This window comes from Dyella sp. 333MFSha (assembly GCF_900102405.1).
GTDB classification, from domain to species: domain Bacteria; phylum Pseudomonadota; class Gammaproteobacteria; order Xanthomonadales; family Rhodanobacteraceae; genus Luteibacter; species Luteibacter mycovicinus.
Genome location: NZ_FNBR01000001.1, coordinates 1,303,154 through 1,328,726 on the forward strand (window position 1 = coordinate 1,303,154; position 25,573 = coordinate 1,328,726).

Sequence of the window (25,573 nt, forward strand, 5' to 3'; positions counted from 1 at the left end):
CCATGCCGATCCTGTTCGTCCTCCCGGAGTTTCCCAAGTATTCGGAAACCTTCGTCATCGACCAGATCGTCGGCCTGCTCGACCGCGGCTTCGACGTGCGCATCCTGGCGATCAGCCGGGGACCGCAGCCCGCACCCGGTGACATCGTCGCCACGCGGGGGTTGATGGAACGGACGACGTTCATCTTCGATCATTCCGCCAGCGCTTCGAAGCACTGGCAGATCCTGCTGCGCCGCCTGCGTCAGGTGCTTCCCGGACTGCCGAGCGCGCGCGTGCGCAAGGCGCTTTCCGTGCGACTCTACGGTCACGCGGCGAAGAGCCTCGTGCTGGCCGGTGCCGTGCGCCGGATCAGGGAGCCGCTGAAGGCAAAGGCGATCATCGCTCACTTCGGTCCCACCGGCGTCCTGGCAGCCAACCTGCGCGCCCTCGGTCTGATCGAGGGTCCGATTCACACGGTGTTTCACGGCTTCGACCTTTCACAGCACAGCGTGCTTGCCCGCCATGCCGACGATTACCGTCGCCTGTTCGTGCAGGGCGAACGCATGATGCCGATCAGCACGCGCTGGAGTCACAAGCTCGAGGCGATGGGCTGCGCGCCGGAAAAGATCCAGGTACACCGGATGGGCGTGGATCTGGACAGCTTCCGTTACGTGTCGCCGGGCGATGTGTCGTCGGCTGGAACCCGCCCACTGCGCGTGGTCACCGTCGCCCGTCTCGTCGAGAAAAAGGGCGTGCTCTACCTGTGCCAGGCCGTGGCCGAGCTGGCCCGTCGCGGCGTACCCGTCGAACTGAACGTGATCGGCGACGGCCCCCTTCAGGCGACCCTGGAGCGCTTCGTCGCCGATGAAGGCATGGGCGTGCACATCCATATCCTGGGTCGGCGCGACAAGAGCTTCGTACAGACCGCCTTGCGCGATGCCGACATCTTCGCCCTGCCCAGTGTTACCGCGACCGATGGCGATCAGGAGGGCATCCCCGTCTCACTGATGGAAGCCATGGCCAGTGGCGTGCCTTGTCTGTCGACCGTGCACAGCGGCATTCCCGAACTGATCGAAGACGGCTATTCCGGGTGGCTGGTTCCCGAGCGCGACGCCGGAGCGCTGGCGGACAAGCTGGCGCGCATTCAGAACGGCGACTACGACCTCCCGGCCATCGCGCGCCACGCACGTGAAACGGTGGAAGCCCGGTTCAACCAGAGCCGTCTGCACGACCAGCTCGCCGCGCAGCTGGCCCTGGAGGACTGACGATGGCCTCCGCCAAACGCGACGCCATCTGGACTGCCGGGTCCACCGTCATCAGCGCCGCCAGCCAGCTATTGCAGATCGCGGTGCTGGCTCATCACGTCGATGCACGCATGCTCGGTGCGCTGGCGATCGTCAACGTGGTCAATGCGATCGCCACGTTGCTGCAGGACATGGGCCTGAGCAGCTACCTCATCCACCGGCAGAACATCAACCGTGAAGAGCGCACGTCGCTCTTCATGATCAGCGTGGGTCTCGGTCTCGTCTCGGCCGCCGTGCTCTTCTTCGTGTCCTACGCCGTGGCGTACTTCTATCAGTCGGAGGTCCTCGGCCAGCTGATGCGTCTGTCGACGATCAACTTCGTGCTGCTGGGGGTGGCCGCGCAGTATCAGGCCAGCCTGATCAAGGCTTTCCAGCTGCCGAGACTGGCCCGCATCGAAGTGATCGGACGCCTCTCGGGTCTGGCCACGCTGCTGGTCATGGTGCTGGTCTTCCATGCGTCCATCGAAGCCGCCGTGTACGCCATGATCGTCAACAGCCTCGTCCGGCTGGGCTGCTTCCTGGCCGTGTCGGAGCCTGACTGGCACCCGGGTCGCGGGTTCGACCGGGGCATCATGCGGGAGGCGTTCCGCTATGGCGCCTTCCAGCTCGGGTCGCAGGTGATCAACCAGCTGCGCAGTCAGGCCGACCAGATCATCCTGGGCAAGTTTCTCGGCCTGGCGTCGCTCGGCGTGTATTCGCTGGCAAAGGAACTGGTCCTGCAGCCGACCAAGCTGATCATGCCGGTAGCGGGGCGTCTGGCGTTGCCGCGACTGGCGACCTTGCAGCACGATCCCGAAGCGCTGCGTCGCATCTACCTCGTCGGCCTGCGCGGTGTGGCGATCTTCAGCGCGGTGGTCTTCATCATGCTTGCCGTGTTCGCGCCACCGGCGGTGTCGATCCTGTACGGCCATCGCTACGACGGCGTGGCCCAGCTCATTCCGCTGATGCTGCTGTTCGGCATGCTGCGCCCGCTGGGCTCCCTGATCGGCGCCCTGAGCCAGAGCCAGGGCCGGTCGGACATCGAGTTCGGCTGGAACCTGAAGATCTGCGGCATCACGCTGGCCGTGAGCCTCGCCGGCGCGGCGTCGAGGTCGCTGGAAATCATGGCCGTGGCGCTGGCCATCAGCCAGATCCTGGCCACCGTGTTTTCTTATTACTTCTTCTCGTCGAAGCTCATCCGGATCACCGCACGCGAGTTCTTCAATGCGTGGACGATCGAGAGCTTCGTTCCCTACGCGTTCCTCATGCTCGCCGTCTTCGTTTACCCGGGCGACGGCTGGATGGCCAGCGCGGTGCGCTTCGCCATCGCCACGCCGCCGCTCGTGTGGGTGATCTGGCGTAGCCGACACACCTTGCTGGACAAACAGATCCAGGCGGTGAGCGCATGAGTACGACGACCGATGCAATGCAGACGAGGAGCGATGACGCCATGGCGCTGGTGAGCGTTTACATTCCTACCCGCAATCGCTCGGCGCTGCTTCGCCGGGCCGTCGACTCGGTGCTGGCCCAGAGCTACCCCGAGATCGAGATTCTGATTTGTGACGAGGCCTCGACCGACGATACGGCCGAGGTCGTCGCCGACTACATTCAGCGCTACCCCGGCAAGTTCACCTATCTTCGCAACGAGACGCCTCAGGGCGCCTGCCGCGCGCGTAACCGGTGCATGGAGCAGGCTTCCGGTACCTATGTCACCGGACTGGACGACGACGACCTGTTTCATCCGCAGCGGATCGAATGCCTGGTCGACCTCTACCGGCGCAACAAGGTGTCGTTCGTCTGCAGCCGGTTCCGCTATTTCCAGAGCGACGCCCAGATCGCCGCGCTGCGCGATCGTCAGTACAGCCAGGCGGAACTGGGGAAGGTCGAGCCGATCACGCTGTCCGCCCTGCTCTACGCCAATCTCGCCGGCAACCAGGTCCTGACGGAGTTGTCGCGCATGCGCGAACTCGGCGGTTTCGACGAAGCGATGCCCTCGTGGCAGGACTACGACATGTGGATCCGCCTGGCCGAGCGTTTCGGTCCCGCGCTGCGCACACGTCAGCTGCTGTCGTTCGTCGACGATGACCGGTCGCGCGCGCGTATCCGCAACTCGACCAAGCGTGCCGAGGGCAGCGAGCGTTTCATCGCCAAGCACACCCGGCTGATGAGCGCCGATCAACGGCGTAACCACCGAAACATCCAGTACGTCATGAACAAGCAGCGACCGCCCCTGGGCGACATCGCCCGGAACATTTCCGTCGGCGGCTACAAGTCGACGCTGAAAGTGTTGCTGCACAAGTTCTTCGGCGTGGCGATCGGCTGACCGGCATGGCATTGGCGATCAACAAGACGCGCGGCGCCGCCATCGTATTGCTGGCGATGCTGTTCGTGCAGATCCCGCTGGGGCACAGCACCACCAGCAAATCGCACGTCAACGTCTACCACCTCCTGTTGCTGCTCATGCCGGTGCTGTACATCCCGGCGGCACGCTACCTCAAGCTCAACCCGGCCACGGCGTTTATCGCCACCATGACGGCGACGGCTATCGCCGCCTCCGCGACCTATGGCGGCGGCGTCCGTTCCACGCTGATCCTGTTCGTGGCGGCGTCGTATTTCCTCGGCGTGGTCTTCGGGCGCAAGCTGCAGGATATCGAGCTGCGTAAGATCTTCATCTGGATGCTGGGCTGCTGCCTGACCTTCGTCATCCTTCGCGATCTGGTCTACGCCGGCAGCCTTGGCGCGGTGTATGCGCGTACCGAGGGCGCGTCGAGCATCCTGTACATGTCGACCGGTGGCCGCAACATCGAAGCGAGCCTGCTCGCCCTGCTTTCGATTCTGTTGCTTGGCACCCGTGTGTATCCGATCGCGGCTGGCATCGCGCTGCTGACCAGCGGCATGATGTTGTCGCGAGCGGGGCTGGTGGGTGCCGCCGTGTCGATCGGCATCGCCTGCTGGCGTGCACGCAAATCCCGCCACTATTACTTCTTCAACTTCTTCGGCATCGCGATGGGCGTGCTGCTCGTCGGCCTGGTGCTGTCGTCGGTGATCGACATCCCCGTGCTGGACCGCTTCAACCTCAACGCCGAGACCCAGCTCGCGCACAAGAACGTCGGCCGCCTGGCGCTGTGGACCACCGCGGGCACCGCCCTGCACCAGAACATTCTCGGTTACGGCGTCGGCAACGGCGTGCCGGTGATGGAGCAGCTGTCCGGGCTCACCTTCGTCGAGAACAACGTTCACAACATCTATCTCCAGTTCCTTCTGGAAGGCGGCGTGCAGTCGTTGCTGCTCTTCCTGCTGATGGCGGCACAGATCCTGTTCACGCGTACGGAGGGCCAGCAGCGCAACATCAAGTTCTTCCTGCTGTGCTACCTGATGCTGGCCTTCATCGAGTTCAGCGGTTACGAGGCCTACTTCTGGTTTTTCGTCGGCATGTTCTACGCCCGCCACGACCTGCGCAAGATTCGCCTGCGTGAGGAAGCGAAGGAGCGGATGAAGATCCGCGCCAACGTACTGAAGCATCGCGACACCCTGCCCGCTCCGGATCCGAACCATGCTTGATGATTTTCGCGCCGACGTACGCCGCCTGAAGTCGCTGCCCGGCTACCGTGGCCTGGTCTGGTGGATGCTCGACCAGTCGTTCTGGGTGATCCTGACCTATCGCCTGATCTCCGGCACCCGGGGCACGGTGTTGCACACGCCGTTCCGCGTCTTCGAGAAGATCGCGGAATTCATGTTCAAGTGCTATGTGCCGACCACCGCGACGATCGGTCCGGGGCTGGTGATCTACCACGCGTTCGGCATCATCATCAACGGCAAGAGCACGATCGGGTCCAACTGCACGATCTACGCGCGCGTGTGCCTTGGCAACCGTTTCCCCGGCGACGGTACGCCCACCATCGGCAACAACGTGACCATCGGCACGGGGGCCTGCATCTTCGGGCCCGTGGTCATCCCCGATAACTACGTGGTGAAGGCCAACGCGGTCATCACCCCATCGTCCTTCACCCCGCCCAACGTTGGAGCACCGTCATGAGCGAGGCCGATGTGCGCCTGTCGATCATCATCATCACCTGGAACGAACTCGGGAACCTGGAGCGCTGCCTCCACTCCCTGATGGACAAGGTGGATTTCAGCCGCGACGAAGTGATCGTCGTGGACAACGGCTCACGCGATCGCAGCGCCGAATTCGTGGCCACGCTGCCCCAGATCCGTTATTTTCCGCTCGACAGCAATTACGGCGTCGGCCCCGCACGTAACCGGGGCCTGTTCCTCGCGCGCGGCAAGTACTGCATGACGCTGGATAACGACACGATCTTCCTGACCAGCGATCCTGGCACCATCGTCGACGAATTCTTCCAGTCGCATCCCGATGCGGGCGTGGTCGGTTTCGAACTGCTGAATGTGGACCGCACCCGGCAGGACTCCACCCGCCGCTTCCCGCGTTTCTATCAGCCCATCGCGGCGCGTATCGCGGCCACCCGTAAGCTCGGCTTCGTGCAGCGCGAACTGGACCGCCACCTCATGGTGGACACCACCTTCGACGACAGCAACGATCCGCTCGAAGTCGACTACGTCCTCGGCGCCAACCAGACGTTCACCAAGAAGGTCGCCGCCTTGCTGATGGGTTATGACGACCGGATCTTCTTCGGTCCGGAAGACGCCGAGTTCTGCGTGCGCACCCGCAAGCTGGGCCTGCGCAACTACTACAGCCGGAAGATCTCCGTCGTGCACGACTACAAGCGTCGAACACGCAAGTTCTCCCGCCTCACCATCAAGCACCTCGCCGGCTTCGCCTACATGCTGAAAAAGCATGGCGGCGTGTACCGCTACTCGCTGAGCGAGCGTCGCTGATACCGGAGACGTCACCATGCACCGTCGCAGTTTTCTTCGTCAGTCCGTATGGGCGGCCGGCGCGATCGCCGTTCTGCCCCTGACCTCGCTTCGCGCCGCTGGCGCGGGCACCGGAAAAACGTACTACGTGGATGGCGGCGGGGGTAACGACGGACACGACGGGAGCAGCGCCACGCAGGCCTGGCGTAGCCTCGACCGACTGAACAAAACCCGCTTCGGGCCGGGCGACCGCATCCTGTTCAGGCGTGGAAGTGACTACCCGGGAGCGTTTCTGCCGAAGGGCTCCGGTAGTGCGAACGCGCCCGTGGTCGTCGATGCCTATGGCGATGGAGCGCTGCCGCATCTGCATGCGGACGGTGGCGCCCCGTCGACCTTGCGCCTCCAGAACGTCGAGTACTGGACAGTGCGCAATCTGGAGATTTCGAACAAGGGACCGCAGATGGCACCGCGGCGCACGGCGGTGCACCTCTATCACGAGGACTTCGGCATCGCCCACGGCATCGTCCTGCAAGGTCTGCACATCCACGATGTGAACGGCACGCCGGTCAAGAAGGACGGCGGTGGCAGCGCGATCCTCGTCCAGGCAAAGACGAAAGACAAGCCCACGCGCTACCAGGACCTGTCCATCACCGACAACACGATCGAGCGCACGGCACGGGACGGCATCCTGTTCCTCGGCGCCGGCAGCCGCAAGGCCGGGCTGGCCACGAGTGTGGTGGTGCGCGGTAACCGCATCAGCGGCGTCCCCGGCGACTGCATTCTGGTGAAAGGCTGCGACGGCGCGCTGGTAGAGCGCAACACGGTGAGTCGGTGTGGCGCCCTTCCCCGTGGTGAAGCGGCCGCGGGCATCTGGCCGTTCGACAGCGACAACACGCTGATCCAGTACAACGAAGTCAGCGACCATAAGGCGTATGCCGACGGCCAGGCGTATGACGCGGACTTCAACTGCCGCGGTACGGTGATCCAGTACAACTACAGCCACGACAATATCGGTGGCATGGCGCTGGTCTGCAACGATGGCCGCAACGCGTCCGACGTCGGCAACACCGGTACGATCGTGCGTTTCAACGTCAGCATCAACGATGCCCTGCGCAAGACCGACAGCGCGTCGCTGAGGATCTCGGGCCCCGTGGCGGGCAGCCAGATCTACAACAACATCATCATCATTCCCGAAAAGCCGATCGCCGGCGCCGAAGTTACCGTCTTCAAGGCGACCAGCTGGAAAGGGGTGCCCGACGACACGGCGATCCACGACAACATCGTGGTGTCGCCGCAAGCCCCGGGCATCGACATGAGCAAAGCCACCCAGACGAAGCTCGGCGACAACGCCGTCTTTGCGGACAGGGATGTCACGGCGTCGGCCAGCCAGCTCCGCACCGCGCGTGCCGACACGGGTATGCTCGCGCGCTTCCGGGAGCACCGGCCCTCGCTCGCTCAGGTCAACGCGCTGGTCAAGGCCTGCTTTGCCAACGGCAAGCCGGTACCCAACGCGCTGGAGCTGATCGGCAAGCTGACCGCCTAGGTTCAGGTCCGCTGTATGGTGGTCCGGTCCGGCGCGGGTGCGCGGCGGGCCGCCAGCCGCTGAATCAGGCGCTTTCCGAGCGCCTGACCCGGCACCTCCACGAGGTGATAGGTGATGGTGGCGAGCACCACCGTCCCCGCCAGAGCGACGACGACCGTGGCGCCGAAATACATGTCCGGACTCAGGTGATCGCCGGCATGCACCCTCGCCAGCAGCTTGCGGGCCACCTGCAGCATGAAGAAATGCACCAGGTAACCGCTGAAGCTGATCTTCCCTATATGCCTCATCGGCACGGTCACCAGCCAGCGATAAGGCTGACGATAGAGGCACAGCGTGATCAGGCCGAAAGCCAGGCCGTACAGAAAGAGGGCCCGCGGATCGTCGGTCAGCTGCGGAACGACCAGCAGGGTCAGGACGCCCAGCGCGAACAGCGCCGCATTCGCACGCCGGTCACCCTCGTGGAAGAAGCGCGTCAGTGCGCCGGTCTGCCCGAACAGGATGAAGTACGCGCAGATGCCGCACAGGAAGATCGGCAGCTGGTTAGGCAGCCAGACAAAGACAAAGCGTTCCCAGAGATCGCCGTCGGCGATCGGCGGATGGGCGACGAGCGCGGGCCAGGTCAGGACATCGATCAACAGGATGACGCAAAGCGCGGCGAAGGCTTTGGGGAAATCGCGAAGCGCAAGGAAGACCAACGGGAAGACGATGTAGAACGACATCTCCACGCCGATCGACCAGCCGCCGGGGACCACATCGTTCGCGCCCAGCAGCCACGCGGGGTTCCATCCGTTAATGAAGCCGAGCGTACCCAGCAGCGTTCCCGGCGGCGGCAGCGCCTGACCTTTCATGACCACCGGTGCCAGACAGTAAACGCCGAACGCGATGTAAAACATCGGTGCGATACGGAAAAAACGGCGGATGTAGAAGTTCAGCCACTCATGCGGCTCGCCGCCACGCTTACCGGCGGACAGGAACAACGTGAGCGCGCTGACCACGAAGAACAGCTGCACTCCACGCGCGCCCTGGGCGGCATAGCGACTCAGCCATCCCGACATGCTCGCCTGGTGCCCCATGGCCTGGTACATCTCGACATTGCGCTGCGCATGGCTCAGCAGCACACCGATAATGGCGACACCACGCAGGGCATCGATGAAATCGAGCTGTACCCTGGGCCGCGCCTGCATCAGCCGAAGCCGGGGTCGAGATGCCAGCGCCACGCGCTGGCGAGGATGTCGTCGAGGCGCGTAATGCGTGGCTCCCACCCTAGCTCGAGCCGCGCCAGTTCACTGGATGCGACCAGGGTCGCCGGATCGCCGGCGCGACGTGGCGCGATCTCGTGCGGCACCGGCTTGCCGGTTACGCGCTCGGCCGCGGCGATGACCTCCCGTACGCTGAAGCCTTCGCCATTGCCCAGGTTGAAGCGGAATGCGCCTTCATGGGTGGCAAGGTAGTCGATGGCGAGCAAGTGAGCCGACGCCAGGTCGTTGACGTGAACGTAGTCACGGACGCAGGTCCCGTCGCGGGTGTCGTAGTCGTCGCCGAACACCTTCAGCGCCGCGCCCTGCCCCAGCACCGCCTTCAGGACGTTGGGAATCAGATGGGTCTCGGGATCGTGCGCCTCGCCGATGGAACCGTCGGGATCCGCACCGGCCGCGTTGAAATAGCGCAACGCGACCGACCTCAGTCCGTACGCGCGGGCCGCATCCTCGAGCACGTGCTCGATCATCAGCTTGCTCTGGCCGTACGGATTGATCGGCGCCGTGGAGTGACCCTCGTCGATGTGCTCCGCGTGGGGATTGCCGAATACCGCCGCCGTCGACGAGAACACCAACCGCTGGACACCCGCCTCGTTCATGGCGGAAAGAAGGACCAGCGTATTGGCCACGTTGTTCCGGTAGTAGGCGTACGGATCGACCACCGACTCGCCCACCAGCGACCGCGCGCAGAAGTGGATCACCGCATCGAAACGATGCGTCGCGAAGACGCGAGCCAGCCGCGCCGCATCGCCGATATCGCCATGGGCGAACGTCACGCCCCTGGGGACCGCCTGACGGTGGCCTGTCGACAGATTGTCGTAGACCACCACCTCATGCTGGTTGGCCAGGAGGTAACGCACCATATGCGAGCCCACATAGCCCGCACCGCCACAGATCAGAAGCTTCAAGCGATATTCCCGGTTTTCGTGGATGGAGTGCTGGCTCAGCGCGACTCTTCGACCGCGGCCGAGGGTGTCGGCAGCGCCGCGTTTCCGGGTGACGGGGAGGCGCTGCCGCCCTCGCTATGCACAAACCCCTTGAAGATCGTGAGGAAGATGATGCGAAGATCGAACGCGACCGACCAGTGGTTGATGTAATAAAGGTCGTGCTCGATGCGCTTGACCAGATCGGTGTCGCCACGCCAGCCGTTGATCTGCGCCCAGCCGGTGATGCCGGCCTTGACCATGTGCTTGTGCATGTAGCCCGCGATCTCGCCCTTGAACTTCTCGACGAACATCGGACGCTCGGGGCGCGGACCCACGATGGACATGTCGCCGCGGAGCACGTTGAGGAACTGCGGGAGCTCGTCCAGGCTGGTGCCGCGAATGAAGCGGCCGAAGCGGGTGACCGTCTTGGCCGACGCATTGCCCCACTGCACGGCCTTGTTCTTCTCCATGTCCACAGGCATCGAGCGGAACTTCAGCATTTCGAACTCTTTGCCGTCCAGGCCAACACGACGCTGGCGATACAGGACGGGACCGGGACTGGACAGCTTGACGCCGATCGCAAGCGCGACCATCAGCGGCGAGATCATCAGCAGAATCGCGCCGGCGATCAGGCGATCCTCGATGTCCTTGAGCAACCAGGCGTTGCCCAACAGCGGGCTCTCACGCAACGTAACGAGCGGCACGCCCGCCACGTCCTCCATGCGATGGTTGATCAGCTGGCGACCCAGCATGTCCGGCACGAACTTCACCGTCATGACGTGCTGGTCCATACGATCAAGCACGTAGCTGATCGCGCGGTTGGCGCTGACCGGCAGCGCGACGAGAACCTGGTCCCACTCGCCCGACGCCAGCACTTTGTCCAGGTCGAGCAACGTACCCGCCAGCGGCACGCCATCTGGCACGCCGTTGTCGTAACTGGTGCGGACATACGCGGTGATCTTCATGCCGAGTGCCGGGCTGGACTCGACCTGATCGATCATGTGCAGTCCGGAATCGGTCGCACCGATCAACAGGCACCGACTGATGCCCACGCCGCGCTCGCGAAGGCGGTGCGTGGCGCGATGGGCGACGACTCGCACCAGCGCCATGAATGACAGGCCCAGGATAAACGTCAGCGACACCCAGCCACGCGAATACAAATCGCTGACTTTGAGCAGATAGCCGAGCGCGATGAGCGCAGCAAAGGCGACAGACCACGATGCTGCGATGCGGCAATATTGCCCGACGGGACGTTCACCGATGGGCTGATCATAAACACGGAATGCGGCCGACGCGCTGAGCGTCGACAACAACAGTATAACGAGCGCCACTGAATAGACGCTGTTCATCGCTACCGTGTCGAATCGGACGTAGTAGGCCAGGAAACCGGCCGATACTGCGCAGATAGGATCGCTCGCACGGAGCTCTAGATCCACTAACGCATTGAATTTGGTCAGTTGCATGACAGGTACCTTCTTCCGACGCGACAATGCCGTGATTAACGGACTGCCCAGGTACGTGCCCCCTGTGGAACCGGGTTGTCCTGTCCGGGGACGCCCAACGGCCCAACACGTTTCAGATGGACTCCGGCATTCCGCCGGAATCCGTCATTCAACACTTCTCAGTGTGAGTCTTTCGACAACTCATGCTGCACCGCCAGAAAATTGGCGGCAATCCAACATATCCTAATTTGCGGCTCGCGTCACAAAAAGAATCGCCCCATTCTGTCGTTCAGCTGATTGCCTTGCACTTAACATCGATATGGCGGTGAATGGATCCCGCGTTTGCGCGAATAAACCGCGTTCATGAATGTCTGCAACGCGTGTACGCATCGATTCACCCACTGGAGATGACGACCATGAGACGTCTGCTTTTTGCTTGCGCGATTCTTGCCGTTGCGGCTCCGATCTGGGCTCAGAGTCAACGTGTCACAACCCAGCCCGGCACGCCTGAGAACCCGCAAAACAACGGCCAACAGCCCCGCGTGGCCAATCCGAACCAGGCACGTCAGGCATCGAAGGGGTCGCTCGCACCGGCCCGTGTCGGACCCGGCACCGCAGCGATGGCGGCTGCTACCGGAGCAACGGCCAACAACACCAGCGGCACCGGAAATGACGGTACGGGTGGCACCGGCGGTACGGGTGGCACGGGTGGAACCGGAGGCACCGGCGGCACGGGAGGCACGCGCTGAGCGGGCATCGACTCAGGTTCTGGACGTCTAAATGTCCATTCACGTTCCCGAGCCATTAATGCTCGATCGGTTTAAGTGGGGCGTTAAGCAATCGCCGCCTGGCGCTCCGACTGAAGGATCCCGTACACGATGAAGTTCCTGCCGATTCTCGGTCTGGCCGGGTGCCTGCTATTGAATGCATGCGTCCTGGCACCCGGCCAGCACATGAAGACCGGTGAGTTGAACGACAAGGAAAGCGCGACCGGAAGCCGCTACCAGCTCGTTCCGATCACGCCCAAGCTGATCGCGATGGATCGCGCCACCGCCACCGGGCGGGGCGTCGACCCCAGTCTCATCTCCTACCAGCCGGATCCCTATCGCATCGGTCCGGGAGATTCGCTGTACATCACGATCTGGGAGCACCCGGAACTCACCTCCCCCGCCGGTTCACAGCAGCAGACCGGTGCCAATGGACGACTCGTGCGGCCCGACGGCACGCTCTTTTATCCCTATGTCGGCTTGATCAACGCCGGTGGCATGACGGTGGAAGAGCTTCGCCAGGCCATCACGGACCGCCTGACGAAGTACATCGAGAAGCCCCAGGTCGACATCAGCATCATCAGCTATGCCAGCCAGCGGGTCACGCTGGGCGGGGCCTTCGTCAGGACCGATCCACAGAACATCACCGTGACGCCGCTCACGCTCGCTCAGGCGGTCGGGACGGCAGGCGTCAATGCCCAGCTGGCCGACCTGTCGGATGTCGTGCTCCGGCGTGATAACCGGGAATACCACATCGATCTGGACGCACTGTCGCGCTCGCGCGACGGCGGCAAGGACATCTATCTGAAAGGCGGTGACAGCGTTTACCTGCCTTACAACGACCGGCACGAGGCATACGTTATCGGTGAAGTGCTAAGGCCGCAGGCGATTTCCTTCAAGACCAGCGATCTCACCCTCACCCAGGCCCTGGGCCGTACGGGCGGTCTCAGCCAGACCAGCGCGAACGGCAAGTCGGTCTATGTCATCCGTGGCGTCGAAGACATGGAGAAGGCGCCGGCAACGATTTTTCAGCTGGACAACACCTCTCCGGCGTCCTTCGCCGTCGCGTCGCAGTTCTCAGTCAAACCGGGCGACGTCATTTTCGTCGGACCCGCTGGAATTACGCGCTGGAACCGCTTCATCAGCCAGCTGCTGCCGCTCTCGGGCCTGATCAGCAATGCCGCCACGACGCAATACAACCTGGATCGCGACAGCCAGCTCTAGCTCTGATCGCGTTCCGCTTCACTTTTACGAGCTAAACAGGCGACATCGATGAAGGTCACTATTTTCGGCACCGGTTACGTGGGACTGGTCACCGGTGCTTGCCTTGCGGAAATGGGCAATCACGTGGTGTGCGTGGATGTCGACGAGGCCAAGGTGGAAGGGCTTCGCAACGGCGTCATTCCGATCTACGAGCCCGGCCTCGAGCCGATCGTCAAGCGTAACTATGCGTCCGGGCAGCTCGATTTCACGACCGATCCGGAACCCGCTATCGCGCACGGCGAGCTGATTTTCATCGCGGTGGGTACGCCACCCGATGAAGATGGCAGCGCCGATATGAAGTACGTCCTGAGCGTTGCCCGCACCATCGGCAAGCATATCGATGGCTACGCGGTGGTCGTGAACAAATCCACCGTACCGGTAGGTACGGCTGACCGCGTGAGGACTACGATCGCCGAAGTCCTCGCAGAGCGCGGTGCGAAGGGCGACTTCGACGTGGTCTCCAACCCGGAGTTCCTGAAGGAAGGCGATGCGGTCGAAGACTGCCTGCGCCCGGACCGCATCGTGGTCGGCTCGTCCAGCGAGCGCGCCGTGGCGCGCCTGCGCAAGCTGTACGCGCCGTTCAACCGCAACCATGACCGCATGGTCGTTATGGATGAGCGCTCCGCGGAGCTGACCAAGTACGCGGCCAACGCGATGCTCGCGACCAAGATCAGCTTCATGAACGAAATCGCGAACATCGCCGAGCGTGTCGGTGCCGACGTCGAACTGGTCCGCCAGGGCATCGGCGCGGATCCGCGTATCGGCTACCACTTCATCTATCCCGGTGCCGGTTATGGCGGCTCCTGCTTCCCCAAGGATGTACAGGCACTGGAGCGGATCGCTCGCGGTCACGGTTACGACGCGCGCCTGCTCAGCATGGTCGAAGCGGTGAATGCCGACCAGAAAACCCGGCTGTTCGCGCAGATCCAGCGTCACTTCGACGGTGACGTCAAAGGCAAGACCGTCGCCTTGTGGGGTCTGGCGTTCAAACCCAATACCGATGACATGCGCGAAGCGCCGAGCCGCCGCCTGATCGAGGCCCTGTGGGAAGCGGGCGCAAAAGTCCGCGCCTTCGACCCTGAGGCCAGGGAGGAAACCACGCGTATCTACGGCGATCGCGGCGACGATCTCGTGCTGTGCGACAGCGCATACAACGCGCTCAATGGGGCCGATGTGCTGGCACTGGTCACCGAGTGGAAAGCCTTCCGTAGTCCGGACTTCGCACGGATCAAGGCGGCACTGAAGACGCCGGCGATCTTCGATGGGCGCAATCTCTACGACCCGGTGACGGTCGAAGAAGCGGGTATCGCTTATTACGGCATCGGCCGCGGGCGTTCGCTGCAACGCTAAAGCGCTGAAGCAGGCTTCAGTGACATAAGAAAGCCGCGCCCTGAAAGGGGCGCGGCTTTTTTTGCAGCTGGAAGACCGGTCAGTCGCCGATCTTGTTGAGGTTCTTGTCGAACAGATCGCTGTCCAGATCGTTGGTCATCGTGTAAAGCGTGTAGCGCTTGTTGAGACGCGCTCCGCCATCGCGCTGCAAGGGCTCCCACAGCAACGTGGCCCGGTTGCGCGACGACCGCGGCAGCAGCATGTCGAACGGAATGGACACATAGATGCCCTTGTCGAAGCTGCCTTCGCCGTAGCCCGCGCTGCCCGACTTGTTGGTGATCGTGGCGTACGCGCCCATGCGTGCCCCATTGGCGAACTGGCGTGACACGTCGACCGTCGTACCCCAGTCGCCGGCAAGGTAACGGCCCACGCTCACGGCGAGCGTCACGTTGTGGAATCCGGTATCGAGGTACCCGGTCGCCTGTCCCGTAATCACGTGGTAGCGGCGGAAGGAGAAATCCTGATCGAAACCGCGTGACTTGACCCAGTTGAGGTCCGCTCCGAAGGCCCAGTGCTGACCGAACGGACGGTACAAGACTTCGCCACCGGCGCCGCCGTACATGCTTTCGAGCATGCCCGCGTATGCCAGGCCGTAAAGGTCCTCGCCCAGCTTGTGCGTGCCCGTGACCTGGAAGTTCGGCATGGTGATATCCGAGCTGGTCAGATACTGCCGGACATTGGTGCGGACCCGTGGCAGATTGCTGGGCGCGTCGTACTTGAACTTGTCGTAGTTGTTGGCGATGTTGACCGCCAGCACCCCGTCCACCCACAGATTGCGCGTGATGTTGAACGTGCCCGACGCGGCGCCGTAGATCTGGTACAGAACGAAAGCGTCGGGACCACCGAGGTTCTGCTGATAGCCGAGCGAGGTGCCGCCGGAGAAGCGCTTGAGCGGCGCCCGGTAGAGCACCTCCTCTTCCTGCGCGGTCACCGGGTCCTGCTCCACGCTGCGACGGAACGTCTGCAGGTCGATCCGGTTGTCCAGCAGCTCGATGAACTTAGGACGATGGACGCTGGTGTCCACCGTGGCCAGGCCATTGCGTTCGGACCTTACTGTCAGCCAGTCGATGCTGCCGTCGACGCGGTTATCGATGATGCGCGTCGCGCGGCCGACGCCCTCGGCGTTATAGAAAAAGCGATCCTGCTGGCCATGAATGACCAGCTCCGAGCCGCGACGACCGATGCTGCTGACGTTGATGCCTGCGTTGTCGTTGAGGGTCCTGGCCACTTCGCGCCAGTCGACCTGATCGGGGGGACGTCGCGAACGAGCCGACGAGTCCGCCGTAAGGTTGCCCCCGCCTTCAGCGCCCGGTGACACGGCTCCCGAGGGTGGCGGCGTCGCTTCCGGAGATGCCGAATCGGCCGTTCCCCTCATCGCCCTGTCACCAGTCGCTTCCGGAGGAGCCGCCACGCGTGTGCTCTCGAACGCCACGGCCTCCGGCTTCGGATCGTTCAGTTTGGGCGGATCGACATGCGTCGCCAGATTGCTGTGCAGGTTGATAGCCGCGGTCGCCACCTTGCCGCGCTCGTAGCCGAGCGTCAGGTCGACATTGCGGTTGACCCGGAATACGGCGCCCAGATTGATCGGCCACCGTTGCGGCTGATTGTTGCTCTGCGGCTGATGTTTGTAGTCGTTGCCATCGAGTTCGGCCTTGAGGATCAGCCAGTCCCACGGCGATCGGTACTCGACGCCTCCGAAAAACCCCGGGCGTCCACGCAGGAACTTGTTGATGCTCAGCGCACCCGTCGCACCGGAACCGCTGCTCGGCCGCGTGCTGAACTTGTCGCTGATGATATTCAGCGGGTTGGCGATATCGCCGCGGTTGCCGATGTAGCCCCAGGCCAGACCCAGGCTGAAATCGAATGGCCCTGCCCGCTTGCTGGTGACGATGTATTCGCTCGAGAACAGGCCGGTACCGCCGATGTCGCGCGCGCCGACCGCCACGGCGGGAAGCCAGCGGCTTTCCTCCCACAGGCGGATCTTGGCGTCGATCGACTTGTCCTTGTACGTCTGGCTACCGCTGAGGTAAGCCGGTCCATACGGCCGGTTACTTACGTTGGTATAGCGGAACGACCCTTCCAGCCAGGGTAGCGGCTGCATGGATACGTTGTAATTCGTATAGGGCGTCGTACGGCTCAGGACGAAGCTGAACTCGCCTTCCTGCGCCATGCGTGCCGTGGGCGACTGCAGAAGGCCCACGCCGCCGAAGTCGCTCTGCGTATAGGTTTCCTGCGCGAGCACGCACGTCGCTCCGCCCGCCCAGAGGGCAAGGCCGGCGCAGCAGCTATGCAGCGCGACCCGCCGCGTGACGCGCCGTCGACGTCGAGGCGCCCGCATTAGCGCGCGCCCTCGTCGTTCAACAACTGCGTGGCGAGAAACGCGGCAATGTCATGGTTGAAGTCATCGTCGGCGGCGCCGGCGATGGCCTTGTTATCGAATGGCACGTAGATCCAGGCCCCCGGCGCCAGTACCCGTGGCGCATCGCGATTCCACAAGGCGATGTTCTGCTGAAATACCGCGCCGTCGGGCTGCACGACGAAAATCATATTGGGATCGGCAGCTTTTGAAACGGGACAATCCTTCAGGTAGTCGCGGGCGTCACGGAAGCCGACCTGGGGCAAGCGGCAGGGTTCATTCACCGCGCCGACCACGCGGATGTCCCGCGGACGCGTTGGGTAGAAAAGGCGATCGCCGTCATGCACCGGCCAGTTGTCGGCCGGCGTGACCTCGAGGCGGAACGGATCCAGAGCGGACAGGGTCCGGCGACCCGTCACCGGCAAACTGGCGAACCAGCGCTGGAAAGCGGCCGCGCCTATCGACAGATCCTCCTGCCCCTTCGCCATGGCCTGACGACGGATGGCACCCAGCTCATACTCCAGACCTGCGCGCAGGCGCAGCTGATCGCGCTGCAGGGCGGGCTGAAGCCACGCGGCGCCGAGCAGATAGGCATCCGGAGACACGCCTGCCGCCAGTGCCGGGGCCGACAGGCGGGCTCCAGCCGGATAGACGTCCGAACCCGGTCGGGCCACGGCGCCGTCGACGGTCACGGTCACACCGGTCTGCGCGAACGACGGCCCGGCCATGGCCACGAGCAGCGAAAACAGTGCGATGCCCCTCACGCGGCGGGCTCGCGATACGGTCGCAGCTGGATCAGCTCCAGCGGGTAATCCGGGGCCACGTACTGGCGGCTCTTCCAGATGAAACCGTCCGCCGGGTCGACCCAGTAACGATTGTCGAAGTGCACACCCTGCGCGGTCAGCGACTCGTCCACACGTCTCAGACGATGCACCTTGCCCAGGATTTCGACATCTTCCAGCCCTTTCGGCTCGAGCTGCGCCCGAAGGATGACGCCATACCGGTAATCCGGCGACCAGTCCATCCGACGGGAATAGCTGACTGGCCCGCTGAGCCGCTGCAGGCCCTGATGAAAGGGGTTTTCGCCCGGGAAGGCCGACGCATCCAGGTTCTGTGGAAGGCCGACGGTACGGGCGATCACGCCGTCTCGCGTGAACACGATATTGTGGTTGCCGCCGTACCAGCCGAGCTCGCCCTGCTCCGTCTTCGCCAGGATCAGAATCGCCTGGCCGGCGGGAGAATTCGCCTGCAACTGAAAATACGGCGAGGCCGCCACCGACTCGGGGGTGGCATCCACTTTGTCTCCCTGAAACGCGAGACGCACACTCTCGACACTGCCAAGCGACACCGTCGAGCAACCGGCGAGCAACGCCAGCACCAGTGCGAACCCACCGGGGAACAGAAAACTTAGCGCGACGCGGGCGCGTTGTGTCTCAGGCCAAGCCAAAATCAGTGATGGGTCCGTTAAGTAAATGTCGAGCCCCGGCGTCATGGCGAACGGGGCGATGCGAGGACAACACTGACAGTGGATCTACCCTACGAACACTACATGACCGATGCGGACTGAAAACTGACTGACGTCACGACGCGCGCCTATAAGTACTTCAACCATCCGCTGACGGCACCATCGATCAGTTTGTATACATGTTCGAAGGCCGGGCGTTGTTGGCGGTAGGGGTCGGGAATGTCGGCTCCCGCGCCCCAGCGATCCAGCAGAAAGACCTTCCCGCTTACCTCAGGCGCCATCCGACCGATTTCCGCGATGTGTCGCTTCTCCATGGCAAGGATCAGATCGGATTGGCGCAGCAGTGCGTTATCGGCCTGACGGGCGCGATGAGCCGCACCATCCACGCCGTGTTCACGCAACAACTCCAGCGAGGTCGCATCCATCGCGTGGCCAACGAGTGCGCCGAGGCCGGCGCTGCTCACCTGGGCGCGATGATCGCCACCGAGGCGATGCCGTAGCAGGTATTCCGCGGTGGGACTGCGGCAGATGTTGCCGACACAGACAATCAGTATCCGTTCGAACATAGGTGCTGCGATACTCCGGGTCGTAGACAGACATAAGCGATGAGCGCAACCGACATGATAGCGACACACGAGTGCATGGCATGACCCTGTGGCAAGCCATCACCAGTTTCGGCGACAGCGCACTACTGCTTCCCCTGATTGCATGGACCGGTATCTGCCTGCTGGTGCCGGCACCCCAGTGGCGGGATGTCCGGCGCTGGGGCTTCGCCGTCGCGATGGCGGGCGGCATCGTCTGCCTCTCCAAGCTGCTGTTCATGGCCTGGGGAATCGGACCGCCCGGACTCAACTACACCGGCTTCAGCGGTCATACGACGCTGGCGATACTGGTATGGCCCTCGCTGGGCGCCCTGCTCGCGCGGGACGGCAACATCCGCATACGACGCGCGGCGATCGCCGCGGGTTGCCTGATCGGGGCAGGCGTGGCCGTCTCCCGACTGGTACTGAAGGTACACAGTCCCTCGGAAGTCTGGCTGGGCGCGCTGCTGGGAACCGCCGTCATGGCCTGGTTCGTACGCGGCGTTGAACCGACCCTCCACGATTCGCGCTCCGACGCACGGCGGCGCATCCTCATCCTCGCGTTGGGCGCGGTGGCCATCTTCGTACTGTGCTATGGCCGCGTGTTTCCCTCTCAACATGTCCTCAAGGACGTCGCGCTCTGGCTCAGCGGCCACAGCGACGTTTTCGTCCGCCGTATTCGCCTGGACTCTCCATGACCGCACCCAGGCCCTTTCAGAACAGCCTCTGGCTGCCCCGGCTGGTGGAGGCGCGAGCCGCCATGATTCAGTCGGCCGGTGACACCGCCCTGGCCGCCGACGAACTGCGGCGGTACCAGAAGTTCGCCAGGCCGGGACAGCCCTCGGCACACATCGTCCAGCTGCGGCAAAGGCAGGCGGCGGCCCGGCAGGCGACGGCGCGAGCGAAGCAGGCCTTCCTGAAGGCCGCGATGGAGTTCACGCGTGAGGCGGAGCTCCTTCCGCCACCGCGCGTCACGCTCGAGGCCTTCGTACTGGACTGGCTGGATGCGCACCCCGACGCCACCCCCACGTCGACGCCATGACGCGTATCGACGGGGAAACGCGCGCCCATGCCCACGTCAACGTTGCGTTGCGCTTCCCACGGCCGCCTGCATCGCACGGTAGTCGCTTGGCGTCATACCGACAGTCGCCTTGAACTGGCGCGCAAACGCGCTCTGATCGACGAAGCCGCAGGCCATGCCGATCGACGCCACGTTATCGTCACCGCCAAGGAGACGCATGGCCGCTTCGATACGCAGCTTGGTCAGCACCTGCTGCGGTGTCAGCTGGAAGACGCGGCGGAAGTGCCGCTCGAGCTGCGCGACCGACAACCCTGCCAGCTCAGCCAGGGTGGGGATGCGCACCCCCTCGCCGTGGTGCTCCTGCATGTACGCAAGAACGCGTCGCAACCGTTCGTAAGTAGGATGCTTGCCGTCCGGCAGACCGAGATCGCGTGAGATGCCGATCACCCCGCGGATGTCGCCACGCGACGACACCAGCGGGCGCTTACAGGTGAGACACCACCCCGGCGCGCGGTTGCTGAAGATGTGCACCTCCAGCTGGTTCTCGATGACTTCGCCCGCCAGCACGCGCCGGTCCTGAGCCGCATACGACCCGCCCATCATCGCCGGAAACAATTCCGTGACTCCCCGGCCGATGATGTCGCCCCGACGCTTCAGCCCCAGACGTCTCACGAGGGTCAGATTGGCATGCGTGTACCGCCCTTCGGTGTCTTTGACGAAGAACACGACGTCGGGCAACGCGTCGAAAAGCGGTTCGAGCTCATCGGCGGAAATCTTCATGGGCCTGGGGCTCCTCCGGGGCGGCAACGGCGACCTGTCACGGCAATGAAAAGATGCCGCAACGCATCATAAAGCCGATAGAACCGGGAATTGCAAGCCTCGCGGCGTTTCCACCCCGTCGCCGGCGGCGGATCGGGCGTTATGCCAAATTCCGCATCCGTCATCGGTAAAGCTTTCTATACGCAGACAGGCCGCCCCGGTGAGCATGGAAGCCATGCATCACATCGAATTCATCGACTCACACACTGGCGGCGAACCTACCCGGGTCGTCCTCTCCGGCTTTCCCGATCTGGGTGACGGCCCACTGGCCGGTCGCCGTCAGCTCATGCGCGAACGGCACGACGCCTGGCGCCAGGCGATCGCGTGCGAGCCGCGCGGCTCGGACACGATGGTCGGCGCGCTGCTGCTGGAACCGACCGACCCGTCGGCATGCGCAGCGGTGATCTTTTTCAACAATGTCGGCTACCTCGGCATGTGCGGCCACGGCACCATCGGCCTCATCCGCACACTGCAGCATCTCGGCCGCATCGCCCCCGGCCGGCATCGTCTCGAGACGCCGGTCGGCGTCGTCGGTATCGAGCTGCTGGACGACGGACGCGTGTCGATCGACAACGTCGAGAGCTACCGGTATCGCCGTAACGTATCGGTGGACGTCGAAGGCCATGGCCCGGTCACGGGCGATGTCGCCTGGGGCGGCAACTGGTTTTTCATCACGAGCCAGTCTCCCCTGCCCCTCACGCTGTCCAACCAGCGGGCGCTGACCGCGTACACGGAAGCGATCCGCGCCGGTCTGGAACGTGACGGCGTCACCGGCGCGAACGACGAAGAAATCGACCATATCGAGCTGAACGGGCCGGACGAGGAGAGCGGCGGCGACGGACGCAACTTCGTCCTCTGCCCCGGCATGGCCTACGACCGTTCGCCCTGCGGCACAGGCACCAGCGCCAAGGTCGCGTGCCTGGCCGCCGATGGCGAGCTCGATCCGGGTCAGGTGTGGCGCCAGGCCGGCATCCTCGGCAGCCTGTTCGAGGCGACTTACAAGCACGGCGAGCGCGGCGTTCTTCCGCGTATCACGGGCAGCGCGCACGTGACCATGCAGGGCACCATCCTGATCGACGAGGCCGACCCGCTGGCCTGGGGCATCGGCGCCGCGTGAGCACGTACGATCTGATCGTCATCGGTGCCGGCATCGTCGGCGCCGCCTGCGCCGAGCAGGCCACCGCCGAAGGCCTCAAGGTCGCGATCGTCGAGCCCGCCACCGTCGGGGGCGGCGCCACCGCAGCCGCCATGGGTCACCTCGTGGCCATGGACGACGATCCGGCGGAATTCGCACTGTCGCGATATTCGCTCGGTCTGTGGGAAGCCTTTGCCGAACTGCCCGCCGCGGAGTTCAGCCGCTGCGGCACATTGTGGGTGGCCAGTAACGACGATGAACTGGCACGCATTCCCGACAAGCTGGCACGCCTGACCGACGCGGGCGTCGTCGCCGAAGCCGTTGACGCCGCCGGTCTGTACGAACTCGAGCCGATGCTCGCCGCCGGCCTGCGCGGCGGGCTGCTGATTTCGCGGGAAGCGGTGGTCTATCCACCGGCCGTCGCGCGGCATCTGGTCGACCTCGCGCTCGAACGTGGAGCCACGCTGCATCGGCAATACGCGTTCCGGCTGCAACCGGGTGGTGTCGTACTGCAGGACGGCGGCAAGCTGCACGGTCCGGTACTTGTCGCCACCGGGTGCGCCTTGCCGAGACTGCTGCCAGGACTGCCGATCCGCGCGCGGAAAGGTCACCTGGTGATTACCGAACGCTACGGGCAGCGAGTCAATCACCAGTTGCTCGAACTCGGCTATGCGGACAGCGCTCACGGTGCCGATGCGGCAAGCGTGGCGTTCAACGTGCAGCCGCGCCCGACCGGGCAGATCCTCATCGGTTCCTCCCGCGAATACGACGCGGCGGATGCGGACGTCTCGATGGATATGGTCCGGATGATGCTGCAGCGAAGCTTCCGGTTCCTTCCATGGTTGCGCGAGCTCGATGCGCTGCGCGTGTGGACGGGCTTCCGTCCCGTCAGTACCGACGGCTTACCGTACCTGGGCCGCGTACCTGGCATGGCCGACACCTGGGTCGCGGCCGGTCATGAGGGGCTGGGCGTCACCACGTCGCTTGGCAGCGCACGCTTGCTCATCGATCAGCTGCTCGGGCGACCGACGGCCATCGACGCCGCGCCTTACGATCCAGCACGGGTGGCCTCATGACGGCGCGGGAAGCACGTCTCATCGTGGACGGCGTCATCAGGCGTGTACCGGCCAGCATCACTGTCGCCGCCGCCCTGCTCAGCCTCGACCTGCCGTTCCGCCGCTCCGTCAGCGGTCAACACCGTGCCGCCGTGTGCGGCATGGGTGTCTGTTTCGAATGCCGCGTGCGTATCGACGGCGTCGCGCAACAGCGCGCCTGCCAGGTCACGGTCCGCGATGGCATGACGGTAGACAGCGAATGAGCGACACCTTCGACATCGCCATCGTCGGTGCGGGTCCCGCGGGTCTAGCCGCGGCGGCCGCCGCAGCCACACACGGGCGGCGCGTCGTGCTGATCGACAGCCAGCCGAAGCCCGGCGGCCAGGTATGGCGTCACGACGTACGACACGGCTATCCCGCCATGGCCGATCGCAGCATCCGTGAGGCCTTGTCATCGCGTGGTGTGACCTGGCTGGCCGAGACGCAGGTCATCGCCACGGAAGCCAGCCATCTTCTGCTGCAGGATCCGCGACGCGGTTACCTGCTGCCGTACCGTTCGCTGATCATCGCGACGGGCGCACGCGAATTACTCATGCCTTTTCCGGGCTGGACGCTGCCGGGTGTGGTCGGGGCGGGTGGTTTGCAGGCCCTGGTCAAGCAAGGCTGGGCCCTGCGTGGACGACGCGTACTGATCGCCGGTAGCGGACCGCTGCTTCTTGCCGCCGCGGCGACGGCACGAAAGCACGGCGCCATCGTCACCGGCATTCATGAGCAGGCGTCGACCGGTGAGCTTCACCGCTTCGCCCGCAGCCTCTGGCGCTGGCCGGCGAAGCTCGCACAGGCCGCCGCCTTGCAGGTGTCGCTTCGCGGTATCGACTACCGCCACGGCAGCGTCGTGACCGAGGCCGTCGGCGAGCACGCCGTGTCGGCCGCACTGATCGAGCGCGCTGGGCATGTGCAACGCGTCGACTGCGACGTACTCGCGGTGGGCTTCGGTCTTGTCCCGGATCTGACGCTCGCCCGCCAGATCGGCTGCGCGACGCGCGCCGACACGCTTCATCCTCAGGTCGATGTCGATACCCATCAGCGCACCAGCCTCGACGATACGTTCGCCGCGGGCGAGAGCTGCGGTATCGGTGGCCGCGACTGCGCGCGTCTCGAAGGCCGGATCGCCGGGCTCGCCGCTGCCGGCGTCGCGATACCCGATGCGCTCCTGCGTCGACGCGATAACGCGCGGGCCTTCGCGACCCTGTTGCGCGAGCATTTCGCGTTGTCACCGCGCGTCCGTGAGCTCGCCCGCGACGACACCCTGATATGTCGCTGTGAAGACGTGTCCTTCGGTGCCGTCCACGCCCATGGCGACCCTCGCAGCACCAAGCTCGCCACGCGCTGCGGCATGGGGGCCTGCCAGGGTCGCGTATGCGGCGCGGCCATGACCGAGCTCGGTCTGGGTGCGCGCACCGATGCGCGCCCGCCCTTTTTCCCTGCCCGCCTGTCCACCCTGGGCGAGCCGGATTTTCCCAGTTCCCTTCCTGCATCGAGAGGCATCCAAGCATGAGCAACGCAACTTTCTGGCACGGCGTCCTTCCCGCCATCACCACGCCATTCAAGGCCGATGGCCAGGTCGACCACGAGTTCCTCGCCAAACATGCGCTGCAGATGATCGACGCCGGCTGCAAGGGCATCGTGCCGCTGGGCTCGCTCGGCGAAGCCGCCACGCTGAGCTACGACGAGAAGACGGCCATCCTGCGGACGCTGGTCAAGGCGCTCGACGGCCGCGCCCCCGTCATCCCGGGTATCGCCTCGCTCTCCACCGACGAAGCCGTACGTCTGGCGCAAGACGCCAGGGCCATCGGTTGTTCGGCCCTCATGGTGTTGCCGCCATACGTCTACTCCACGGACTGGCGGGAGATGAGCGCGCACGTGAAGGCCGTGATCGCCGCGACCGACCTCCCGTGCATGCTGTACAACAACCCGGTGGCGTACAAGACCGACTTCACGCCGGCGCAGATCGCCGAGCTGGCAGGTCAGTTCCCCAACCTGCAGGCCGTCAAGGAATCTTCCGCCGATGTGCGGCGCTTCGCCGCCATCCGTGCGCTCGCCGGCGATCGTCTCGAACTGCTTGTCGGCATGGACGATGCGCTGGTCGAAGGCGTCAGCATGGGTGCGGTCGGCTGGATCGCCGGCCTGGTCAATGCGTATCCGGCCGAATCGGTGAAGCTGTTCGAGCTGGCCCGCGATGGCGGTGCCAAGGCCGCCGAATCCCTGTATGCCTGGTTCCTCCCGCTTCTCCGCCTCGATACCGTGCCGACCTTCGTACAGCTGATCAAGCTGGTGCAGTCGCGCGTCGGCATGGGCAGCGAAACCGTGCGCGCGCCGCGCCTGCCGGTGGCCGGCGCCGAGCGCGACGCGGCGATGAAGGTGATCGACCACGCGATCGCCACCCGGCCGGGAGTCTGA

At 64.3% G+C, this 25,573-nt stretch carries 25 protein-coding genes; 17 read left to right on the top strand and 8 right to left on the bottom strand.

All coding sequences use genetic code 11. The annotated features are described in order from the left end of the window. Nucleotides 1–2: 2 nt before the first annotated feature. From BLT40_RS05645 to BLT40_RS05675, 7 genes are read left to right on the top strand one after another with little or no spacing between them, the layout of a single operon-like run. A complete protein-coding gene (locus BLT40_RS05645) occupies nucleotides 3–1,244 on the top strand; it encodes a glycosyltransferase (RefSeq protein WP_090352107.1) in 1,242 nt (413 codons plus the stop codon). A 2-nt stretch (nucleotides 1,245–1,246) separates the two neighbouring features. Next, the gene (locus BLT40_RS05650; RefSeq protein ID WP_090352109.1) at nucleotides 1,247–2,671 is read left to right on the top strand and encodes a lipopolysaccharide biosynthesis protein; all 1,425 of its coding nucleotides are present in this window, start codon (nucleotides 1,247–1,249) and stop codon (nucleotides 2,669–2,671) included. Further along, on the top strand, nucleotides 2,668–3,585 hold the full coding sequence (locus tag BLT40_RS05655; RefSeq protein WP_051943676.1) for a glycosyltransferase family 2 protein: 918 nt from the start codon (nucleotides 2,668–2,670) through the stop codon (nucleotides 3,583–3,585). Before BLT40_RS05650 ends, BLT40_RS05655 begins: the two co-directional genes overlap by 4 nt. A 5-nt stretch (nucleotides 3,586–3,590) precedes the next feature. Next, nucleotides 3,591–4,823 (top strand): O-antigen ligase family protein, encoded by a 1,233-nt coding sequence (locus BLT40_RS05660; RefSeq protein WP_090352111.1) that lies wholly within the window; start codon nucleotides 3,591–3,593, stop codon nucleotides 4,821–4,823. Continuing rightward, nucleotides 4,816–5,298: a serine O-acetyltransferase gene (locus tag BLT40_RS05665; RefSeq protein WP_052191233.1), complete on the top strand. Its 483-nt coding sequence runs from the start codon at nucleotides 4,816–4,818 to the stop codon at nucleotides 5,296–5,298. The genes BLT40_RS05660 and BLT40_RS05665 overlap by 8 nt, the downstream gene beginning before the upstream one ends. After that, a complete protein-coding gene (locus BLT40_RS05670; RefSeq protein WP_090352113.1) occupies nucleotides 5,295–6,116 on the top strand; it encodes a glycosyltransferase in 822 nt (273 codons plus the stop codon). The genes BLT40_RS05665 and BLT40_RS05670 overlap by 4 nt, the downstream gene beginning before the upstream one ends. 16 nt (nucleotides 6,117–6,132) lie before the next feature. Beyond that, nucleotides 6,133–7,638 (top strand): right-handed parallel beta-helix repeat-containing protein, encoded by a 1,506-nt coding sequence (locus BLT40_RS05675; RefSeq protein WP_090352115.1) that lies wholly within the window; start codon nucleotides 6,133–6,135, stop codon nucleotides 7,636–7,638. 2 nt (nucleotides 7,639–7,640) lie between these two features. Here BLT40_RS05675 and BLT40_RS05680 read toward each other — a convergent pair whose 3' ends face one another. Genes BLT40_RS05680 through BLT40_RS05690 form a run of 3 tightly spaced genes read right to left on the bottom strand, consistent with a single transcriptional unit; the run spans nucleotide 7,641 to nucleotide 11,283 of the window. Then, nucleotides 7,641–8,822, bottom strand: coding sequence for an acyltransferase family protein (locus BLT40_RS05680; protein WP_090352117.1), 1,182 nt, complete (start codon nucleotides 8,820–8,822; stop codon nucleotides 7,641–7,643). Continuing rightward, entirely contained in the window at nucleotides 8,822–9,802 is a 981-nt protein-coding gene (gene galE / locus BLT40_RS05685; protein ID WP_079521898.1) for a UDP-glucose 4-epimerase GalE, read from the bottom strand. The genes BLT40_RS05680 and galE overlap by 1 nt, the downstream gene beginning before the upstream one ends. A 35-nt stretch (nucleotides 9,803–9,837) precedes the next feature. Beyond that, a complete protein-coding gene (locus BLT40_RS05690) occupies nucleotides 9,838–11,283 on the bottom strand; it encodes an undecaprenyl-phosphate glucose phosphotransferase (RefSeq protein ID WP_090352119.1) in 1,446 nt (481 codons plus the stop codon). 395 nt (nucleotides 11,284–11,678) lie between these two features. Between BLT40_RS05690 and BLT40_RS20230 the strand changes: the two genes are divergently transcribed. The 3 genes from BLT40_RS20230 to BLT40_RS05705 all read left to right on the top strand — a co-directional run bounded on the left by BLT40_RS20230 (nucleotide 11,679) and on the right by BLT40_RS05705 (nucleotide 14,642). After that, entirely contained in the window at nucleotides 11,679–12,011 is a 333-nt protein-coding gene (locus BLT40_RS20230; protein WP_176809111.1) for a hypothetical protein, read from the top strand. Between the two features lie 129 nt (nucleotides 12,012–12,140). Further along, nucleotides 12,141–13,253, top strand: coding sequence for a polysaccharide biosynthesis/export family protein (locus tag BLT40_RS05700; protein ID WP_036113405.1), 1,113 nt, complete (start codon nucleotides 12,141–12,143; stop codon nucleotides 13,251–13,253). Between the two features lie 48 nt (nucleotides 13,254–13,301). Continuing rightward, nucleotides 13,302–14,642, top strand: a complete 1,341-nt coding sequence (locus BLT40_RS05705) for a UDP-glucose dehydrogenase family protein (RefSeq protein WP_090352121.1) — start codon at nucleotides 13,302–13,304, stop codon at nucleotides 14,640–14,642. 79 nt (nucleotides 14,643–14,721) lie between these two features. Here BLT40_RS05705 and BLT40_RS05710 read toward each other — a convergent pair whose 3' ends face one another. From BLT40_RS05710 to BLT40_RS05725, 4 genes are all read right to left on the bottom strand, one after another. Further along, entirely contained in the window at nucleotides 14,722–16,923 is a 2,202-nt protein-coding gene (locus BLT40_RS05710; RefSeq protein WP_343123891.1) for a YjbH domain-containing protein, read from the bottom strand. A 95-nt stretch (nucleotides 16,924–17,018) separates the two neighbouring features. After that, nucleotides 17,019–17,801 (bottom strand): capsule biosynthesis GfcC family protein, encoded by a 783-nt coding sequence (locus BLT40_RS05715; protein ID WP_090352124.1) that lies wholly within the window; start codon nucleotides 17,799–17,801, stop codon nucleotides 17,019–17,021. Continuing rightward, complete coding sequence (locus BLT40_RS05720) at nucleotides 17,798–18,484, bottom strand: YjbF family lipoprotein (protein ID WP_176809112.1); 687 nt, start codon at nucleotides 18,482–18,484, stop codon at nucleotides 17,798–17,800. Before BLT40_RS05720 ends, BLT40_RS05715 begins: the two co-directional genes overlap by 4 nt. A 146-nt stretch (nucleotides 18,485–18,630) precedes the next feature. Beyond that, on the bottom strand, nucleotides 18,631–19,068 hold the full coding sequence (locus BLT40_RS05725; RefSeq protein WP_036113418.1) for a low molecular weight protein-tyrosine-phosphatase: 438 nt from the start codon (nucleotides 19,066–19,068) through the stop codon (nucleotides 18,631–18,633). An 80-nt stretch (nucleotides 19,069–19,148) separates the two neighbouring features. Between BLT40_RS05725 and BLT40_RS05730 the strand changes: the two genes are divergently transcribed. Both BLT40_RS05730 and BLT40_RS05735 read left to right on the top strand, forming a co-directional pair. After that, nucleotides 19,149–19,781 carry a phosphatase PAP2 family protein gene (locus BLT40_RS05730; RefSeq protein WP_090352128.1) on the top strand — a complete coding sequence of 211 codons (633 nt, stop codon included), beginning with the start codon at nucleotides 19,149–19,151 and terminating at the stop codon, nucleotides 19,779–19,781. Then, nucleotides 19,778–20,125, top strand: a complete 348-nt coding sequence (locus tag BLT40_RS05735) for a hypothetical protein (protein WP_090352130.1) — start codon at nucleotides 19,778–19,780, stop codon at nucleotides 20,123–20,125. The genes BLT40_RS05730 and BLT40_RS05735 overlap by 4 nt, the downstream gene beginning before the upstream one ends. A 36-nt stretch (nucleotides 20,126–20,161) precedes the next feature. Here BLT40_RS05735 and BLT40_RS05740 read toward each other — a convergent pair whose 3' ends face one another. After that, nucleotides 20,162–20,884, bottom strand: a complete 723-nt coding sequence (locus BLT40_RS05740) for an AraC family transcriptional regulator (RefSeq protein WP_036113425.1) — start codon at nucleotides 20,882–20,884, stop codon at nucleotides 20,162–20,164. A gap of 214 nt (nucleotides 20,885–21,098) precedes the next feature. Here BLT40_RS05740 and BLT40_RS05745 point away from each other — a divergent pair, with 214 nt between their 5' ends. Genes BLT40_RS05745 through BLT40_RS05765 form a run of 5 tightly spaced genes read left to right on the top strand, consistent with a single transcriptional unit; the run spans nucleotide 21,099 to nucleotide 25,573 of the window. Beyond that, entirely contained in the window at nucleotides 21,099–22,040 is a 942-nt protein-coding gene (locus tag BLT40_RS05745; protein WP_090352132.1) for a 4-hydroxyproline epimerase, read from the top strand. Then, on the top strand, nucleotides 22,037–23,134 hold the full coding sequence (locus BLT40_RS05750; protein ID WP_090352134.1) for an NAD(P)/FAD-dependent oxidoreductase: 1,098 nt from the start codon (nucleotides 22,037–22,039) through the stop codon (nucleotides 23,132–23,134). The genes BLT40_RS05745 and BLT40_RS05750 overlap by 4 nt, the downstream gene beginning before the upstream one ends. After that, a complete protein-coding gene (locus BLT40_RS05755; RefSeq protein WP_090352136.1) occupies nucleotides 23,131–23,376 on the top strand; it encodes a (2Fe-2S)-binding protein in 246 nt (81 codons plus the stop codon). The genes BLT40_RS05750 and BLT40_RS05755 overlap by 4 nt, the downstream gene beginning before the upstream one ends. Then, nucleotides 23,373–24,671, top strand: a complete 1,299-nt coding sequence (locus BLT40_RS05760; RefSeq protein WP_090352138.1) for an NAD(P)/FAD-dependent oxidoreductase — start codon at nucleotides 23,373–23,375, stop codon at nucleotides 24,669–24,671. Before BLT40_RS05755 ends, BLT40_RS05760 begins: the two co-directional genes overlap by 4 nt. Next, nucleotides 24,668–25,573: a dihydrodipicolinate synthase family protein gene (locus BLT40_RS05765; RefSeq protein WP_036113440.1), complete on the top strand. Its 906-nt coding sequence runs from the start codon at nucleotides 24,668–24,670 to the stop codon at nucleotides 25,571–25,573. Before BLT40_RS05760 ends, BLT40_RS05765 begins: the two co-directional genes overlap by 4 nt.